General features: G+C 71.3%; 15 protein-coding genes. 8 read left to right on the top strand and 7 right to left on the bottom strand.

What is annotated here, in order from left to right; all coding sequences use genetic code 11:
- Positions 1–7: 7 nt before the first annotated feature.
- Positions 8–1054, bottom strand: coding sequence for a S66 peptidase family protein (locus ABZ910_RS03385; protein WP_361358450.1), 1047 nt, complete (start codon positions 1052–1054; stop codon positions 8–10).
- Between the two features lie 105 nt (positions 1055–1159).
- On the opposite strand from ABZ910_RS03385, the gene aroQ reads away from it, so the two are divergent.
- Complete coding sequence (gene aroQ / locus ABZ910_RS03380) at positions 1160–1633, top strand: type II 3-dehydroquinate dehydratase (RefSeq protein ID WP_361358447.1); 474 nt, start codon at positions 1160–1162, stop codon at positions 1631–1633.
- Positions 1634–1651: 18 nt separating this feature from the next.
- Here aroQ and ABZ910_RS03375 read toward each other — a convergent pair whose 3' ends face one another.
- Both ABZ910_RS03375 and ABZ910_RS03370 read right to left on the bottom strand, forming a co-directional pair.
- A complete protein-coding gene (locus tag ABZ910_RS03375; protein WP_361358444.1) occupies positions 1652–2308 on the bottom strand; it encodes an MBL fold metallo-hydrolase in 657 nt (218 codons plus the stop codon).
- A gap of 90 nt (positions 2309–2398) precedes the next feature.
- Entirely contained in the window at positions 2399–3088 is a 690-nt protein-coding gene (locus ABZ910_RS03370) for a maleylpyruvate isomerase family mycothiol-dependent enzyme (protein WP_361358441.1), read from the bottom strand.
- Between the two features lie 223 nt (positions 3089–3311).
- Between ABZ910_RS03370 and uvrA the strand changes: the two genes are divergently transcribed.
- Positions 3312–6359 carry an excinuclease ABC subunit UvrA gene (gene uvrA / locus ABZ910_RS03365; RefSeq protein WP_361358438.1) on the top strand — a complete coding sequence of 1016 codons (3048 nt, stop codon included), beginning with the start codon at positions 3312–3314 and terminating at the stop codon, positions 6357–6359.
- A gap of 84 nt (positions 6360–6443) precedes the next feature.
- Here uvrA and ABZ910_RS03360 read toward each other — a convergent pair whose 3' ends face one another.
- On the bottom strand, positions 6444–7025 hold the full coding sequence (locus ABZ910_RS03360; RefSeq protein WP_361358435.1) for a YceI family protein: 582 nt from the start codon (positions 7023–7025) through the stop codon (positions 6444–6446).
- A gap of 100 nt (positions 7026–7125) precedes the next feature.
- On the opposite strand from ABZ910_RS03360, the gene ABZ910_RS03355 reads away from it, so the two are divergent.
- A complete protein-coding gene (locus tag ABZ910_RS03355) occupies positions 7126–7989 on the top strand; it encodes a helix-turn-helix transcriptional regulator (protein ID WP_361358432.1) in 864 nt (287 codons plus the stop codon).
- A 67-nt stretch (positions 7990–8056) separates the two neighbouring features.
- Here the strand turns inward: ABZ910_RS03355 and ABZ910_RS03350 are convergent, their stop codons facing one another.
- Complete coding sequence (locus ABZ910_RS03350) at positions 8057–8968, bottom strand: carbohydrate kinase (RefSeq protein WP_361358429.1); 912 nt, start codon at positions 8966–8968, stop codon at positions 8057–8059.
- Positions 8965–10077 carry a LacI family DNA-binding transcriptional regulator gene (locus ABZ910_RS03345; protein ID WP_361358426.1) on the bottom strand — a complete coding sequence of 371 codons (1113 nt, stop codon included), beginning with the start codon at positions 10075–10077 and terminating at the stop codon, positions 8965–8967. The genes ABZ910_RS03350 and ABZ910_RS03345 overlap by 4 nt, the downstream gene beginning before the upstream one ends.
- 197 nt (positions 10078–10274) lie before the next feature.
- Here ABZ910_RS03345 and ABZ910_RS03340 point away from each other — a divergent pair, with 197 nt between their 5' ends.
- Positions 10275–10706, top strand: a complete 432-nt coding sequence (locus ABZ910_RS03340; RefSeq protein WP_361358423.1) for a Rieske (2Fe-2S) protein — start codon at positions 10275–10277, stop codon at positions 10704–10706.
- Positions 10707–10768: 62 nt separating this feature from the next.
- Here ABZ910_RS03340 and ABZ910_RS03335 read toward each other — a convergent pair whose 3' ends face one another.
- Positions 10769–11812 carry a hypothetical protein gene (locus tag ABZ910_RS03335; RefSeq protein ID WP_361358420.1) on the bottom strand — a complete coding sequence of 348 codons (1044 nt, stop codon included), beginning with the start codon at positions 11810–11812 and terminating at the stop codon, positions 10769–10771.
- Positions 11813–12074: 262 nt separating this feature from the next.
- Between ABZ910_RS03335 and uvrC the strand changes: the two genes are divergently transcribed.
- Genes uvrC through whiA form a run of 4 tightly spaced genes read left to right on the top strand, consistent with a single transcriptional unit; the run spans position 12075 to position 17267 of the window.
- Positions 12075–14150, top strand: coding sequence for an excinuclease ABC subunit UvrC (uvrC, locus tag ABZ910_RS03330; RefSeq protein WP_361358417.1), 2076 nt, complete (start codon positions 12075–12077; stop codon positions 14148–14150).
- Positions 14147–15223, top strand: a complete 1077-nt coding sequence (gene rapZ / locus ABZ910_RS03325; RefSeq protein WP_361358414.1) for an RNase adapter RapZ — start codon at positions 14147–14149, stop codon at positions 15221–15223. Before uvrC ends, rapZ begins: the two co-directional genes overlap by 4 nt.
- Entirely contained in the window at positions 15220–16287 is a 1068-nt protein-coding gene (gene yvcK / locus ABZ910_RS03320; RefSeq protein ID WP_361358411.1) for a uridine diphosphate-N-acetylglucosamine-binding protein YvcK, read from the top strand. The genes rapZ and yvcK overlap by 4 nt, the downstream gene beginning before the upstream one ends.
- Positions 16278–17267, top strand: coding sequence for a DNA-binding protein WhiA (whiA, locus tag ABZ910_RS03315; protein ID WP_361358408.1), 990 nt, complete (start codon positions 16278–16280; stop codon positions 17265–17267). The genes yvcK and whiA overlap by 10 nt, the downstream gene beginning before the upstream one ends.
- The last annotated feature ends 11 nt before the right edge of the window (positions 17268–17278 follow it).

Below are 17278 nucleotides of genomic sequence, written 5' to 3'. Positions count from 1 at the left end.
GCGCGCTTCAGTAGGTGACCGTGATGCGCCGGGCGGCGCCGTCGACGCGGATCATGCCTCCGTAGGGGAGGACGAGTTGAGGGTCGGTGTGGCCGAAGTCCACATCGAAGACGACGAGCATGTCAGGGGCGTACATACGGAGCGCGCGCTGTACGGCCTGCCGCTGCTCGGCGGCGTAACGCGCGGCCTCCTCGGGGCCGTTGGGGCACGCGAAGGACCAGGTCTTCGGGCGCCCCATCAGCAGGGCGGAGAACCGTCCCAGCAGGCCGCGTTCGCCCATGTTCCGCAGGGTGGTGAAGACCTCCGTGGCGCTCGGCAACTCCTCCGAGGTCTCCAGGAACAGCACGCCGCCGTCGTACTCCGTGAGGTCGTGGGAGACCTCGCGGTCCGCCATCAGCAGCGAGCCGACGATCTCCAGGCAGCCGCCCCAACCGCGGCCCTCCACCACCCGGTCGGCGTTCAGCCAGCTCCACCCCGTGCCCGCCCGCATCTCCGGTTCCGCCGCGAAGGTGGCCGGGTCCCTCCAGTCGCGCTCGATGTCGCGCCAGCGCCCGGCCGGCGCGAGTTCGTACTCGCCGGAGGTGAACAACGCCGCCCGCAGGGACGCGGCGGTCTGCGGATGCATGGCTCCCGGACGGCCGAGCGCGGTCATCACCGTCGCCCCGTGGTAGCCGACGATGCCGCTGTTGCACAGGAACGCGAGCAGGTTCGTGTTGTCGCTCATCCCGAAGAACGGCTTCGGGTCGGCGCGGATCAACTCCCGGTCCAGCTGCGGCAGTACCGTGATCTGGTCGTCGCCGCCGATCGAGGCGATGACCGCCTTGATGCCCGGGTCGGCGAAGGCGGCATGAAGGTCGTCGGCCCGTGCCTGCGGCGTGGCGCCCATCGTTCGGGTGGTCGGGTACTCGACCGGTTCGAGGCCGTACTCCTGGCGCAGCCGCTCCAGCCCCAGTTCGTAAGGGCGCGGGAAGAGTCCGGGCAGGCCCGCGGACGGGGACAGCACGGCTATGCGGTCGCCGGGCGACGGCTTCGGCGGGTACGAGATGCTCGTCATCCCGGGAGGGTACGGCCCGCCCCCGTGCCCGCGCACCGTGATAAACCGAGTCTGAGCGGCGGTCATCAGTGGACCGCCCGCCACCCTGAACGGACCGGAGGAACCGTGCCCCGCACCCTGGCCAATGCCCCGATCATGATCCTCAACGGGCCCAACCTGAACCTGCTCGGCCAGCGCCAGCCGGAGATCTACGGCACGGACACCCTGGCCGACATCGAGGCGATGTGCGCCAAGGCCGCGGCCGCGCACGGCGGCACGGTGGACTTCCGGCAGTCCAATCACGAGGGTGAGCTCGTCGACTGGATCCACGAGGCGCGGCTCAACCACTGCGGGATCGTCATCAACCCGGCCGCCTACTCACACACGTCGGTCGCGATCCTGGATGCGCTCAACGCCTGTGACGGCATGCCGGTGTTGGAGGTCCACATCTCCAACGTCCACCAGCGCGAGCCGTTCCGGCACCACTCGTACGTCTCCCTGCGCGCCGACGGTGTCATCGCTGGGTGCGGCGTGCAGGGGTACGTGTTCGGCGTGGAGCGGGTGGCCGCGCTGGTGGGCGCGGCGCAGTCCCAGGCGTAGGGCTCGCTACGGCGGCGCTCACCACCCGCGCGCGTGCCACTCCGGAAGGTGGGGGCGTTCGGCGCCCAGCGTGGTGTCGTTGCCGTGGCCCGGGTAGATCCAGGTCTCGTCCGGCAGCACGTCGAAGATCTTCGTCTCGACGTCGTGGATCAGGCTGGCGAACGCCTGCGGATCCTTGTGCGTGTTGCCCACGCCGCCCGGGAAGAGGCAGTCGCCGGTGAACACGTGCGGGTGGCCGTGCGGGTCGTCGTAGACCAGCGCGATCGAGCCCGGTGTGTGCCCCACCAGATGGCGCGCCGTGAGCTTCACGCGCCCCACCTCGATCACGTCGCCGTCGTCGACGGGGATGTCGGTCGGTACGGGGATGCCGTCCGCGTCGTCGCGTCCCGCGTACGTACGCGCGCGCGTGGCCGCGACGACATCGGGGAGTGCCTGCCAGTGGTCACCGTGCCGGTGCGTGGTGACGACGGACGCGATGCCATCGTGACCGATCATGCCGAGGAGCTTCTCCGCCTCGTTGGCCGCGTCGATCAGCAACTGCTCGTCCGTGGCCCTGCAGCGCAGCAGGTAGGCGTTGTTGTTCATCGGACCGACCGCGATCTTGGTGATCATCAGGTCCTTCAGCTCGTGCACGTCCGCCGGTCCGCCGACCGTCACCTCACCGCTGTACGTCATGACGATCAGCCTATAGCGGGGGAGCCGTCCGGGGCCCGCTCATGCACTGCAGCCAGGAAAGCGTGGGCCTACGGTCGACGCAGCGCCCGCCTACAGCGATGGAAGCGTCGGCAGCGCCCCGCCCTTGACCGTCAGCGCGGAGCCGTCCCGGCGCCCCGACAGCCAGCCGAGCAGGTCGGCGGTCGAACCCTCCACCGTGACGGGACCGCCCGCCGCACCCCCGCCGGTACCCCCGACCCGGCCCCTGTCGGTGACCAGGTCGATCGCGGGGACGTCCTGGTGCCCGGCGAAGCGCTCCGCGAGGAAGGCGATCTCCCGCTCCACGAACTCCGTCGGGAGATCCTCCAACTCGTACCCGGCCCCGAGGTCCACGTGGTGCAGCTCGACCTCCACCCACCGCCGGAACGGCAGCCGGGCCGCCGAGTCGGTGACCCCGCCGCGCAGCTCGACCGTGCGCGACCAGTCCGCGGGCACGGCCCCCGCCTCCTGGAAGCGGGCGGCGCTCTCGCGCAGGTCCGCGAGGTGGGCGGCGAGGGGGCGCGCGGCGTCCCGCTCGATGTCGGCGTTCCGGGCCTCGGCGGAGACGTACATGGGGCGCCCCTCGAGGACGTTCACGAGGGCGTCCGCGTTGCGGGCGAGGTGCGCGAGGACATGACCCCGGGTCCAGCCGGGCAGACGTGAGGGCTCGGTCACGGCTGCGTCGTCCCAGGAGGCGACTGCGTTGAGGAGCCGGTCGGATGCGTCTCGTACAGATGCCAGGTCGTGGGCGTGATCCATCATGCGGCGACCCTAGCGGCGCCACTCCTTCGGGTGAAGGATGTGGACCGACCTCCGAGAATCGAATGTAAGTGCGATATCTTCGGTTGCGGCGTCGGGCATGCTGGATGGTCGGGGAGTGTTATGCAACCGGGCATCCGACCGTCGTTGTCAGTGGCTCCCTCTAGTCTGAAGAAGTACGGGGGCCTCGCCCCTGTCACTTCTCTCAAGAAAGGTGCGGACCGGCGTGGCCGACCGTCTCATCGTCCGTGGCGCGCGCGAGCACAACCTGAAGAATGTCTCGCTCGACCTGCCACGCGACTCGCTCATCGTCTTCACGGGCCTGTCGGGTTCGGGCAAGTCCTCGCTGGCGTTCGACACGATCTTCGCCGAGGGCCAGCGGCGGTACGTGGAGTCGCTCTCCTCGTACGCCCGGCAGTTCCTCGGCCAGATGGACAAGCCGGACGTCGACTTCATCGAGGGCCTCTCCCCGGCGGTTTCCATCGACCAGAAGTCGACCTCGCGCAACCCCCGCTCGACGGTCGGCACCATCACCGAGGTCTACGACTACCTGCGTCTGCTCTTCGCGCGCATCGGCAAGCCGCACTGCCCCGAGTGCTCCCGCCCGATCTCGCGCCAGTCGCCGCAGGCCATCGTCGACAAGGTCCTGGAGCTGCCGGAGGGAAGCCGCTTCCAGGTGCTGTCGCCGCTGGTGCGCGAGCGCAAGGGCGAGTTCGTCGACCTCTTCTCCGACCTCCAGACCAAGGGCTACAGCCGCGCGCGCGTGGACGGCGAGACCATCCAGCTCTCCGACCCGCCCACGCTGAAGAAGCAGGAGAAGCACACCATCGAGGTGGTCGTCGACCGCCTCACGGTCAAGGACTCCGCCAAGCGCCGCCTCACCGACTCCGTGGAGACCGCGCTCGGGCTGTCCGGCGGCATGGTCGTGCTCGACTTCGTCGACCTCCCCCAGGACGACCCCGAGCGCGAGCGCATGTACTCGGAGCACCTGTACTGCCCGTACGACGACCTGTCCTTCGAGGAGCTCGAGCCCCGCTCCTTCTCCTTCAACTCGCCCTTCGGCGCCTGCCCCGAGTGCACCGGCATCGGCACGCGGATGGAGGTCGACCCGGAGCTGATCGTCCCGGACGAGGAGAAGTCCCTCGACGAGGGCGCCATCCACCCCTGGTCGCACGGGCACACCAAGGACTACTTCGGCCGGCTGGTCGGCGCCCTGGCGGACGCGCTCGGCTTCCGGACCGACATCCCCTTCGCCGGGCTGCCGCAGCGCGCCAAGAAGGCCCTGCTGTACGGCCACAAGACGCAGATCGAGGTCCGGTACCGCAACAGGTACGGCCGCCAGCGCGTGTACACGACGGCCTTCGAAGGCGCCGTCCCCTTCGTCAAGCGCCGGCACAGCGAGGCCGAGAGCGACGCGAGCCGCGAGCGCTTCGAGGGCTACATGCGCGAGGTGCCCTGCCCGACCTGTGAGGGCACGCGCCTGAAGCCGATCGTCCTCGCCGTCACGGTCATGGGGAAGTCGATCGCCGAGGTCTCCAGCATGTCCATCAGCGACTGCGCGGAATTCCTGGGAGAGCTGAAGCTCAACGCGCGCGACAAGAAGATCGCCGAGCGCGTGCTCAAGGAGGTCAACGAGCGGCTGCGCTTCCTGGTCGACGTCGGCCTCGACTACCTCTCGCTGAACCGCGCGGCCGGCACGCTGTCCGGCGGGGAGGCCCAGCGCATCCGGCTGGCCACCCAGATCGGCTCCGGACTCGTCGGCGTCCTGTACGTCCTCGACGAGCCGTCCATCGGCCTGCACCAGCGCGACAACCACCGGCTGATCGAGACCCTCGTGCGGCTGCGCGACATGGGCAACACGCTCATCGTCGTCGAGCACGACGAGGACACCATCAAGGTCGCCGACTGGGTCGTCGACATCGGTCCCGGCGCGGGCGAGCACGGCGGCAAGGTCGTGCACAGCGGAGCCCTGGAGGGACTGCTCGCCAACGCCGAGTCGCAGACCGGTCAGTACCTGTCCGGCAAGAAGTCGATCCCGCTGCCGGACATGCGGCGCCCGCGCGACGCGTCACGGCAGCTCACGGTGCACGGCGCCCGCGAGAACAACCTGCAGGACATCGACGTGTCCTTCCCGCTGGGCCTGTTCACCGCCGTCACGGGCGTGTCCGGTTCCGGCAAGTCGACGCTGGTCAACGACATCCTCTACACGCACCTGGCCCGCGAGCTGAACGGCGCCAGGAACGTGCCGGGGCGGCACACGCGCGTGGACGGCGACGACCTCGTCGACAAGGTCGTCCACGTCGACCAGTCGCCCATCGGCCGCACCCCGCGCTCGAACCCGGCGACGTACACCGGCGTCTTCGACCACGTCCGCAAGCTGTTCGCCGAGACGACCGAGGCGAAGGTCCGCGGCTACCTGCCCGGCCGCTTCTCCTTCAACGTCAAGGGCGGTCGCTGCGAGAACTGCGCGGGCGACGGCACGATCAAGATCGAGATGAACTTCCTGCCGGACGTGTACGTCCCGTGCGAGGTCTGCCACGGTGCCCGCTACAACCGGGAGACCCTGGACGTCCACTACAAGGGCAAGTCCATCGCCGACGTCCTGAACATGCCGATCGACGAGGCCCTCGAGTTCTTCGAGGCCGTCCCGGCGATCGCCCGTCACCTCAGGACGCTGAGCGAGGTCGGTCTCGGCTACGTCCGTCTCGGCCAGTCCGCGACCACCCTGTCCGGTGGTGAGGCACAGCGCGTGAAGCTCGCCAGCGAGCTGCAGAAGCGCTCCACCGGCCGCACGGTCTACGTCCTGGACGAGCCGACCACCGGTCTGCACTTCGAGGACATCAGCAAGCTGCTGAAGGTCCTGGGCGGCCTGGTCGACAAGGGCAACACGGTCATCGTCATCGAGCACAACCTCGACGTGATCAAGACGGCCGACTGGGTCGTCGACATGGGTCCGGAGGGTGGCGCCGGAGGCGGTCTGGTCGTCGCCGAGGGCACCCCCGAGGAGGTCGCCTCGGTCCCGGCCAGCCACACCGGCAAGTTCCTGCGCGAGATCCTCGGCCCCGACCGCGTCAGCGACGCGGTCTCGGTGCCGGCCCCGCGCAAGACGGCGGCCAAGAAGACGGTCGCGGCCAAGTCGACGGCGAGGAAGACGGCCACGGCCCGGGCCACCACCGCGGCCAAGTCCGCCAACAACACGGCGACCAAGAAGGCCGCCGGGGTGACGAAGAAGACCGCGGCCGCGAAGAAGACGACACGGGCACGCAAGGCCTGAGCCGGTCACAGGACGTGTCCTGACACATCCTCAGAAGAGCGGCGCCCCGTGGGAACTCCCCGCGGGGCGCCGCTCGTTCCACTGTCAGCCACCCTGGCCCTGCGGTTCGACAGGTTCCACGAACTGCATGTCCAGCTGCACCTTGACAACATCACCGAGGAGCCCGGTTCCGAAGTCCAGCCCGAAGTCGCTGCGCCGGATCTCGCCCGTCGCCTCGAACCCGGCGTGCCTCCTCTGATCCACAGGGGAGTCCACCACCCCGCCGAACTCGACGGCGAGCGTCACCGGACGGGTCACGTCCCCGATGGTCAAGTCCCCTTCCATCGACCAGTCCTCACCCTGCGCGGACACGCGCGTCGAGCGGAACGTCATGGTCGGCCGCCGCTCCACGTCCAGGAGATCGGCCGAGCGGGTGTGGGCGTCGCGATCGGGGTTCCCGGTGTCGATAGAGGCAAGAGCGATCTCCGCGCTCACCTTCACATCGTCGGTCGTCCCACCGACGTACAGCTCGGCCTTCACGTCGCTGAACCGGCCGCGTACCTTGGCGATCCCGAGGTGGCGGATGGTGAAGTTGACGGCCGAGTGCAGGGAGTCCAGTTCCCAGTCGCCCGCCGCCAGAGGGAGCGCGGGAGTGGTCAGTGTGCGAGGGGCGTTGTCCTGAGTCATGCCTCCACCCTCGGGGCCGTCGCCGGCGCGAGGGAGACCGTGCCGAGGGTGGTAGTCGCAGGGCCACCCTTCCGGCGGGCACGGGAGGTACGTTCGAGCGGTGAGTGACAACGAACTGGGGGCGTTCCTGCGCTCCCGCCGCGAGGCCGTCACCCCCGCCGAGGTGGGCCTGCCCACGGGACTCCGCCGACGCACGCCCGGACTGCGCCGAGCGGAGCTGGCCACCCTCGCCGGTATCAGCGTCGAGTACCTCACCCGGCTCGAACAGGGCCGCGACCGCAACCCGTCCGCCCAGGTGCTGGGCGCCCTGGGAGACGCGCTGCGGCTGCCACCGACCGACCGGTTCCTGCTGCACCGCCTGGTCAAGGAGCAGCACGGCGTCGACAGGGTGTTCTGCGCCTCGGCCCCGGTCCCCGCGCTCACCGTGCGCCCCACGGTCCAGGCACTGCTCGACGGCCTGGAGCCCACACCGGCCGTCCTGTTCAACTGGGTCGGCGACATCGTGGCGTACACCAAGGGCTACGAGCGGTACGCCCGACCGCTCGGGCTGCTCGACGGCCGGCCGCCCAACATCATGCGGTACCTGTTCACCGACGATCGGGCCCGCGCGGTGTACCCGGCCTGGGATCGGATCGCCGACGAGCAGATCGCCCATATGCGGCACGAGGTGCCCCGGCACGACCCTCATGTCGCCGCCCTCGCCGACGAGTTGACGGTCACCGCGGGAGCGCCGTTCAGCGAGCGGCTCGCCGCGGTTCCGTCCCTGCCCGCCCGGTCAGGGACCGACCTCGTCGAACATCCCGAGGTGGGTCGGCTGCGCCTGTCGTTCGAGACGCTCACCCTCCCGGACGCCGGCCAGCGACTGACCGTCCATCTCGCCGCCGACGAGGCCACCGCCGCGGCCCTCGACCACCTCAACGGTCGTACCCCGGGCGCCCTGCGAGCGGTGAGCGGCGGCCGCTGACCGTGCCCCGGGAAGGCGCTCCGGCTGTGCTGCACGCGCTCCCCACGGGCTGGGCGCACAAGGCCCGCTAAAAGTCCCCCAGTTCAGCGGCATACGGCGGCTCCGCCCCTGCCCGTGAGCAGGTGATCGCCGCCGCGCGTGCCGCGAACCGCAGGAGTCGCGTCCAGCCGTCGGCGCCCAGGCCGGCGAGGGCCTCGGGGGAGAGGGCGTTCTGGGCGGACAGGCCGTGCAGCAAGGCCGCGTTGACCGTGTCACCGGCGCCGATCGTGTCGACGACCTCGACCTTCTCGCCCGGAACGGAGTGCTCCGTGCCGTCCCGGGTGAAGACGGTGAGCCCGTCGCCGCCCCGCGTGACCACCACGGCCGAGGGACCCGAGGCCAGCCACTCGCGCGGGGTGCCCCCCAGCCACTGTGCGTCCTCCTCGGAGAGCTTCAGCAGCGTCACCGACGGCAGCCAGGTCCGGAAACGTGCCCGGTAGGCGTCGGCGTCGGGGATCAGACCCGCCCGGATGTTCGGATCGAGGGCGGTGAAGAGGCCCTGCGCGGCCGCGGTGCGCATCAGCTCCTCGTAGGCGCTCGCTCCCGGCTCCAGGACGAGCGAGCAGGTGCCGAAGGACACCGCGCGTGTGGTGGCCGGGAGACGGGCAGGGGCCGTGAACAGGCGGTCGGCGGTGCCCTCGACGTAGAAGGAGTAGGCGGCCGAGCCGTCTCCGTCGACGGTGGCGACGGCGAGGGTGGTCGCCTCCGTACCGCGCTGGACACCCGAGACGTCCACGCCCGCCTGCCGCAGCCCGTCGAGCAGGGCCTCGCCGAACGCGTCGTACGACGTGCGGGAGCAGAAGGCCGTGGGGGAGCCGAGGCGGCCGAGGGCCACGGCCGTGTTGTACGGGCCGCCACCGAGCGCCGGTTTCAGGCTCGCGAGGGCACCCGTGCCCTGCGGTACGAGGTCGATCAGTGCCTCACCGGCGACGACGATCACGAGACGCTTCCTTTCCTGGGCTGCTCGGCTTGATCCGGCTGCTCGGGCTCATCGGACTGCGCGGGTTGCCCGGAACTCGCGGACGGCTCCGGGCAACCGCACGACGTGCGATGGACGAAGGTGCAGGGGAGCCTCACGGTGCGGGCGGGCCGGTCCGGCTCGGCCAGGCGGTCGAGCAGCACATGGACGGCCCGCGCACCGATCTCCCTGCTGGGCTGTGCGACGGCGGTGAGCCTGGGGGAGAACAGGTCCGCCCAGGCGAAGTCGTCGAAGCAGCACAGGGCGATGTCGTCCGGCACGGACAGGCCGCGCTCGCGCAGGGTGCGCAGGACGCCGAGGGCCATCGTGTTGTTGGCGGTGATGAGCGCCGTGGGGGGAGAGGCGAGCGACAGCAGGGACGCGGTGGCCTGCTCGGCGCCGGCCGCCGTGGAGTTGCCGGGCACCACGAGGCGCTCGTCGTGGGCCAGGCCGGACATGGCGAGGCCGTCGCGGTAGCCGGTGAGTCGCTCGCGGGTGGTGCTGAGCCCGGGCAGACCGGCGACCAGGCCGATCCGCCGGTGGCCCCGTCCGGCGAGGTGGGTGACGAGCTGCGCCATGGGTTCGGTGCTCTCGGCGCAGACCTGGTCGAAGCGCGGGAGAGCGTCACCGTGGGCGGCGCGGAGATCGGGCACCCGATCCAGAAACACGGTCGGTACGGCGTGCCGGCCGAGGTAGGCGACCAGCGCGCGCGGGTCCGCGGAGGGCGTGACGATCATGCCGTCCACGCGTCGTTCGTGGAGCAGTTGGACGACCTTGCGTTCGTGCTCGGGGTCGTCGTGCGGGTCGGCGATGAGCAGGCTGTAGCCCTGCTCCAGAGCGGCGGCCTCGACGCCCTGGAGAATCTCCGTGAAGTACGGGTTGCTGATCGCCGACACCGCGAGCCCGATGGAGCGGGTGCGGGACGTCACCAGAGAACGGGCGAGGGTGTTGGGCGTGTAGCCGAGCTCGTCGATCGCGTCCAGCACGGCCTGGCGCGTGTCGGGCAGCACGGGGCGGGTGCCGTTCAGTACGTGGGACACCGTCGCCACGGACACTCCGGCGCTGCGTGCGACGTCGGCCATCGTGGGCATGGCGTTTCCTCCCCGAGCGGCCGCGGCGGGCCTTCTGGCCGGGAACGTATCTCATCCGGCGACAGACGTAAACGCTTGCGCGCTTCCTGCGCTCCCAGGCGTAAACGCTCGCGCAATCGCTTATGCACCCCGCGGCTCTCCTCCTCCCCGCGCCGGGTATCGTCGCCCTGCACCACCGCTGACCTGGGGAGAAACAGATGCCCGACCGGCCCACCCCCGCGAGCCGCCGTACCGTCCTTCGAGGAGCCGCCGCCGCTCCGCTCGCCGGGCTAGGGCTCGCCGCCTGCGGGGCCCCGGGCAACGGCGCCTCGGCGGACGCGACGCCGACCGCGCCGGTGGAACTGGGGGCCGAGAGCGAGGTCGCGAAGGGGAGTGCCGCGCTGTACCGGGACCACAACGTGGTCGTCAGCCGCGCCGGCGACGGCGGCCTCAAGGCGTACAGCACGATCTGCACGCACGCCGGATGCGCGATCAACAAGCTGCAGGGGACGACCCTGATCTGCCCGTGTCACGGAAGTGAGTTCGACGCCCGGACCGGCAAGGTGGTGCAGGCACCGGCGACCGAGCCGTTGAACGAGCTGTCGGTCAAGGTCGTCAAGGGAAAGATCGTCGCGGGGCCGGGCGCCTGATCGCCTGACCGGCAGGGGGGCGGCCCCGGCCGGCGCCCGCCGCCGAGGCCGCCCTCCTCACCTCACTCCCAGTCCCAGCCGATCCCCACGATGCCCGGCCGCACCCGTGGCTCCACGAGGTGCACCGAGCGGTAGGGCCCGCTGAGGGCGAGCTCCTGACGGCCGCCGCGCGGAGCCGCCGCGGAGTGCTGGGTGAACCGGTGGCAGCGCACCGGCAGGGCGTCGGCGTCGAACCGCACCTGGAGCGCGTACTGGCCACCGGGGAAGGCGAAACCGCGGACGTACTCGCGGGCGGCCCCCGCCGTGCCGTCCTCGACGCCGTACCGGAAGAGGAAGGTGTCACCGGAGCGCAGCCGGGTGCCGAAGAGCAGCTCGGCCACGACCACGCCGGTCTCCTGGTCCACGCGGACGCGCCCCGTGCGGCAGTTCTCCAGGGCGTGCACCGCGATGCGCTCGGGCGCGCAGCCCGGGTCGCCGTGGTGGACGGCCACGTAGCGGTCCACCCCGTCCCGGTCGGCCCGCACGATGTGGTGCGACTCACGGGCCGCCAGCTCGCGGCGCGCTCCGATCCGTACCTGCTCGTGGTGCCCGAGATCGTGCAGACCGCCGTCGAGGGACCAGCCCAGCTCGGCGCGCAGCTGGTCCAGGACGTCGGAGGCCTCCACCAGGGAGCGGTAGGAGCGGGCGGCGGGGTGCTGTCCGGCCGAGCGCTCGTCGGCCTCGGCGAGCAGCCGTATCAGCGACTCGTCAGGCAGCCGCAGGATCTCCTCCAGGGCGCGTACGGCACGCAGGGACTCGGGGCGCTGCGGACGCCGGGCGCCCTGCTGCCAGTAGCTCAGGCTCGTGACGCCCACCCTGACGCCGTAGCGCGACAGATGGTGCTGGACGCGCTGGAGCGGAAGTCCGCGGGCGGCTATCGCGGCGCGCAGGGCGACGTGGAAGGGGCCGCCCCGCAGGGCCGTGTCCAGCTCCTCTGCCTCCTCGGCTCCCTCTGCTTCCTCCGCTGTCACGGCTTCCGGTGTCACGGTTTCCGGGATTTCCTGGGCTTCCTGGGCTTGCTCGGTTTCCTCGGTGGCGAGGTCCGCGTGCTGTGTGGCGTACCGCATGCACAGGGGCCTTTCTGTGAATGATCACAACGGCTGGTCAGACCGTTCGCGCGGTTCTGGCGGGACCACCCCGTCGGCGCCGCGGCGTGCGCACATCCCGCACGCCGCATCCGGACGCCGTCGTTCACGGCCCCGAGTTCCCCCGCATTGAAGCGTGTTGACCAAGCCCCGACAACACCTTGTACCGGACCACGGCCTGGACCCGTCGGGCGTTGTCCACAGGCCCGCCGGACTGTCCCCCCTCGACAGTAGGGTGTGAGACATGGCCGACCCCTCCAGCTACCGCCCCAAGCCGGGAGAGATCCCGGACTCCCCCGGGGTGTACAAGTTCCGTGACGCGCACGGCCGGGTGATCTACGTCGGTAAGGCGAAGAGCCTGCGCCAGCGGCTGGGGAACTATTTCCAGGACTTGGCGAACCTCCATCCGCGCACCCGCACGATGGTCACCACGGCCGCGTCCGTGGAGTGGACCGTCGTGTCCACGGAGGTCGAGGCACTGCAGCTGGAGTACTCCTGGATCAAGGAGTTCGACCCCCGGTTCAACGTCAAGTACCGCGACGACAAGAGCTACCCGTACCTCGCCGTCACGATGAACGAGGAGTTCCCGCGCGCGCAGGTGATGCGCGGTCACAAGAAGAAGGGCGTCAGGTACTTCGGGCCGTACGGGCACGCGTGGGCGATCCGTGACACGGTCGACCTGATGCTGCGCGTCTTCCCGCTGCGGACCTGCTCGGCCGGCGTCTTCAAGAACGCCGCCCGCACCGGCCGTCCCTGCCTGCTCGGGTACATCGGCAAGTGCTCCGCCCCCTGTGTCGGCCGGGTCTCGGCCGAGGAGCACCGGGAGCTGGCCGAGGAGTTCTGCGACTTCATGGGCGGCCGCACGGGGACGTACCTGCGCCGTCTCGAGAAGCAGATGGCGGAGGCGGCCGACGCGATGGAGTACGAGCGGGCCGCCCGCCTGCGCGACGACATCGGGGCCCTGAAGAAGGCCATGGAGAAGAACGCCGTCGTGCTCGCCGACGCGACCGACGCCGACCTGATCGCCGTCGCCGAGGACGAGCTGGAGGCGGCCGTGCAGATCTTCCACGTGCGCGGGGGCCGCGTCCGCGGCCAGCGCGGCTGGGTGACCGACAAGGTCGAGGAGATCAGCACCGCCGCCCTCGTCGAGCACGCCCTGCAGCAGCTGTACGGCGAGGAGAGCGGGGACGCCGTTCCCAAGGAGGTCCTGGTACCCGCCCTGCCCGAGCCGCTGGAGCCGGTCCAGGAGTGGCTGGCCGGGCGTCGCGGCTCGAACGTCTCCCTGCGCGTGCCGCAGCGCGGCGACAAGAGGGCCCTGATGGAGACGGTCGAGCGCAACGCCCAGCAGGCGCTCGTCCTGCACAAGACCAAGCGCGCCTCCGACCTGACCACGCGCTCGCGCGCGCTGGAGGAGATCGCGGACGCCCTCGACCTGGACAGCGCCCCGCTCCGGATCGAGTGCTACGACATCTCGCACCTCCAGGGCGACGACGTGGTCGCGTCCATGGTCGTCTTCGAGGACGGCCTCCAGCGCAAGAGCGAGTACCGGCGCTTCCAGATCAAGGGATTCGCCGGTCAGGACGACGTCCGCTCCATGCACGAGGTGATCACCCGCCGCTTCAGGCGCTACCTCGCCGAGAAGGAGAAGACGGGGGAGTGGCCGGACGGCGAGGCCGCCTTCCAGGGTGACGGCGAGGGCGGATCGGGCGAGGGCGGTCTGAAGGACGCCGACGGCCGGCCCAGGAAGTTCGCCTATCCGCCCCAGCTCGTCGTCGTCGACGGCGGCCGGCCGCAGGTCGCGGCCGCCAAGCGGGCCCTGGACGAGCTCGGCATCGACGACATCGCCGTCTGCGGACTCGCCAAGCGCCTGGAGGAGGTATGGGTTCCGGAGGACGACGACCCGTTGGTGCTGCCCCGCACCAGCGAGGGCCTCTACCTGCTCCAGCGCGTCCGCGACGAGGCGCACCGCTTCGCGATCACCTACCAGCGGGCCAAGCGCGCCAAGCGTCTGCGCTCCAGCCCCCTGGACGACGTTCCGGGCCTCGGCGACGCCCGGAAACAGGCGCTGCTCAAGCACTTCGGCTCGCTGAAGAAACTGCGCGCCGCCACCGTCGACCAGATCCGCGAGGTGCCCGGCATAGGCCAGAAGAGCGCCGAGACGATCGCCGCGGCCCTCGCCTCGGCGCCCCCGGCCGCACCCGCCGTCAACATGGCGACCGGAGAGATCATGGATGACGGGGAACCCGCGACGGCGCCGGATTCCCCAGGGGAGCCCGTACCCGCGGGCACCCCGGACGAACGACGGGGGCAGGAGACATGACCGAGCACGAGGCGCAGCCCGGCGCAGAGCCGGATCGGACCCACGCGCGGCCCGCGAAGGAGCGGGATCAGGCGACCGGGGACGCGGTCCGGGACGAGTCGCGGCCGCCGACCGCGGAAGGGCCGACGGCGCGGGAAGCCGAGGGGCCGACGGTCCAGGAAGACGGAGTACAGGTGAGTACGGACGCCACGACAGCCGGGGTCTCCGCTCCGGACATCCCCGAACTGGTGATCATCTCCGGCATGTCCGGAGCGGGCCGGTCGACGGCCGCCAAGTGTCTGGAGGACCTCGGCTGGTTCGTCGTCGACAACCTGCCGCCCGCCCTCATCCCCACCATGGTGGAGCTCGGCGCCCGCTCCCAGGGCAACGTGGCGCGGATCGCGGTCGTCGTCGACGTCCGCGGGCGCCGCTTCTTCGACAACCTGCGCGAGTCCCTCGCCGACCTCGACACCCGGGGCGTCACCCGGCGGATCGTCTTCCTGGAGTCCTCCGACGAGGCCCTGGTGCGCCGCTTCGAGTCGGTGCGCCGCCCGCACCCCCTCCAGGGCGACGGCCGCATCGTCGACGGCATCGCGGCCGAGCGCGAGCTGCTGCGCGAGCTGCGCGGCGACGCCGACCTGGTGATCGACACCTCCAGCCTCAACGTGCACGAGCTGCGCGCCAAGATGGACGCCCAGTTCGCCGGCGACGAGGAGCCAGAGCTGCGGGCCACCGTGATGTCGTTCGGCTTCAAGTACGGCCTCCCGGTCGACGCCGACCTGGTCGCGGACATGCGCTTCCTGCCCAACCCGCACTGGGTCCCGGAGCTGCGCCCCTACACCGGCCGCAACGAGGAGGTCGCCGCCTACGTCTTCAACCAGCCCGGCGCCAAGGAGTTCCTCGACCGGTACGCCGAGCTGCTGCGTCTCATCGCGGCGGGCTATCGCCGTGAGGGCAAGCGCTATGTGACGATCGCCATCGGCTGTACGGGCGGCAAGCACCGCTCGGTGGCCATGTCGGAGAAGCTCGCCGCGCGGCTCGCGGCCGAGGGCGTGGAGACGGTGGTCGTCCACCGGGACATGGGACGGGAATGACAGGACGTACTCCGCGGCTGAGCATGCTGCGCCGGATGGTGCCCGAGGCACGCGCGAGCCGCCCCGTCGAGGCGCGCGGCGCCCGGCCACGGCGGCGTGGCGCGCAGCCCAAGGTGGTCGCCCTCGGCGGCGGCATGGGTCTGTCGGCCTCGCTCGCCGCCCTGCGCCGGATCACCGGCGACCTCACCGCCGTGGTCACCGTGGCCGACGACGGCGGCTCCAGCGGGCGCCTGCGCGACGAGCTCGGCGTGCTTCCGCCGGGCGATCTGCGCAAGGCCCTCGCAGCCCTGTGCGGCGACGACGACTGGGGCCAGACCTGGGCCCGCGTGATCCAGCACCGCTTCCAGTCCCAGGGCGATCTGCACGACCACGCGGTGGGCAACGTGCTGATCGTCGCCCTGTGGGAACAGCTCGGCGACCACGTCAAGGCCCTGGACCTGGTCGGCAAGCTGCTGGGCGCGCACGGCCGAGTGCTGCCCATGTCGGCCGTACCGCTGGAGCTCCAGGCGCTGGTCAAGGGGCACGACCCGGCCCGGCCGGAGGAGGTGGACACGGTGCGCGGGCAGGCGACCGTCGCCCTCACGCCCGGCGAGGTGCAGTCGGTGAACGTCGTCCCGCACGACCCGCCCGCCGTTCCGGAGGCCGTCGAGGCGGTCCTGGACGCGGACTGGGTGGTGCTCGGTCCCGGCTCCTGGTTCTCCTCGGTCATGCCGCACCTGCTGGTCCCCGAACTCCTGAACGCCCTCACGGCGACGAAGGCGCGCCGGGTTCTCTCCCTGAACCTCGCCCCGCAGCCGGGCGAAACCGAGGGCTTCTCCCCGCAGCGTCATTTGGAGGTTTTGGGGCGACACGCCCCTAAACTCGCCCTGGACGTGGTGCTGGCCGACGAGGCCGCCGTGCCCGACCGCGAATCGCTCACCGAGGCCGCCAAGCGGTTCGGAGCCGCGGTCGAGCTGGCGCCGGTGGCCAGGCCCGACGGTTCCCCCCGGCATGACCCGGAGCTGTTGGCCGCCGCGTACGACCGTATTTTTCGGATGCATGGAAGGATCGGCCCATGGCGATGACGGCAGCGGTGAAGGACGAGATCTCTCGGCTCCCCGTCACCCGGACCTGCTGCAGGAAGGCGGAGGTCTCCGCCGTCCTGCGGTTCGCCGGCGGCCTTCACCTGGTGAGCGGGCGCATCGTGATCGAGGCGGAGCTGGACACGGCGATGGCCGCCCGGCGCCTCAAGCGGGACATCCTGGAGATCTTCGGCCACAGCTCCGAACTGATCGTGATGGCGCCCGGCGGCCTGCGCCGCGGTTCGCGCTACGTCGTACGCGTCGTCGCGGGCGGAGACCAGCTGGCCCGGCAGACCGGGCTCGTCGACGGGCGGGGTCGCCCGATCCGCGGTCTGCCCCCGCAGGTGGTCTCCGGGGCCACCTGTGACGCGGAGGCGGCCTGGCGCGGCGCCTTCCTGGCGCACGGCTCGCTGACCGAGCCGGGTCGGTCCTCGTCCCTGGAGGTGACCTGCCCGGGTCCCGAGGCCGCGCTCGCCCTGGTCGGCGCGGCCCGGCGGCTGTCGATCGCCGCGAAGGCCCGGGAGGTGCGGGGCGTGGACCGGGTCGTGGTCCGCGACGGTGACGCGATCGGCGCCCTGCTGACCCGCCTCGGCGCACACGAGTCCGTGCTGGCCTGGGAGGAGCGCCGGATGCGCCGCGAGGTCCGCGCCACGGCCAACCGGCTCGCCAACTTCGACGACGCCAATCTGCGCCGCTCGGCCCGCGCCGCCGTCGCCGCCGGCGCCCGGGTGCAGCGCGCGCTGGAGATCCTCGCCGACGACGTCCCCGAGCACCTCGCGGCCGCCGGCCGGCTGCGCATGGAGCACAAGCAGGCATCCCTGGAGGAGCTGGGCGCCCTCGCCGACCCGCCGCTGACCAAGGACGCCGTCGCCGGCCGTATCCGCCGTCTGCTCGCGATGGCCGACAAGCGCGCCTCCGACCTGGGCATCCCGGGGACCGAGGCCAACCTCACCGAGGAGATGGCCGACAACCTGGTCGGCTGACCTACGGTCGC

Source organism: Streptomyces sp. NPDC046805 (genome assembly GCF_040645355.1).
GTDB lineage: Bacteria > Actinomycetota > Actinomycetes > Streptomycetales > Streptomycetaceae > Streptomyces.
The sequence above is the reverse complement of the archived record's forward strand: the minus strand, read 5'-3'. Positions and strand labels throughout refer to the sequence as shown.

What these genes read in the sequence shown, in the direction of transcription:
- uvrC (WP_361358417.1), top strand. Translation starts at nt 12,075, where the DNA reads ATGGCCGACCCCTCCAGCTACCGCCCCAAGCCGGGAGAGATCCCGGAC.
- ABZ910_RS03385 (WP_361358450.1), bottom strand. Translation starts at nt 1,054, where the DNA reads ATGACGAGCATCTCGTACCCGCCGAAGCCGTCGCCCGGCGACCGCATA.
- ABZ910_RS03370 (WP_361358441.1), bottom strand. Translation starts at nt 3,088, where the DNA reads ATGATGGATCACGCCCACGACCTGGCATCTGTACGAGACGCATCCGAC.
- yvcK (WP_361358411.1), top strand. Translation starts at nt 15,220, where the DNA reads ATGACAGGACGTACTCCGCGGCTGAGCATGCTGCGCCGGATGGTGCCC.
- ABZ910_RS03360 (WP_361358435.1), bottom strand. Translation starts at nt 7,025, where the DNA reads ATGACTCAGGACAACGCCCCTCGCACACTGACCACTCCCGCGCTCCCT.
- ABZ910_RS03345 (WP_361358426.1), bottom strand. Translation starts at nt 10,077, where the DNA reads ATGCCCACGATGGCCGACGTCGCACGCAGCGCCGGAGTGTCCGTGGCG.
- rapZ (WP_361358414.1), top strand. Translation starts at nt 14,147, where the DNA reads ATGACCGAGCACGAGGCGCAGCCCGGCGCAGAGCCGGATCGGACCCAC.
- ABZ910_RS03375 (WP_361358444.1), bottom strand. Translation starts at nt 2,308, where the DNA reads ATGACGTACAGCGGTGAGGTGACGGTCGGCGGACCGGCGGACGTGCAC.
- ABZ910_RS03340 (WP_361358423.1), top strand. Translation starts at nt 10,275, where the DNA reads ATGCCCGACCGGCCCACCCCCGCGAGCCGCCGTACCGTCCTTCGAGGA.
- ABZ910_RS03335 (WP_361358420.1), bottom strand. Translation starts at nt 11,812, where the DNA reads ATGCGGTACGCCACACAGCACGCGGACCTCGCCACCGAGGAAACCGAG.
- whiA (WP_361358408.1), top strand. Translation starts at nt 16,278, where the DNA reads ATGGCGATGACGGCAGCGGTGAAGGACGAGATCTCTCGGCTCCCCGTC.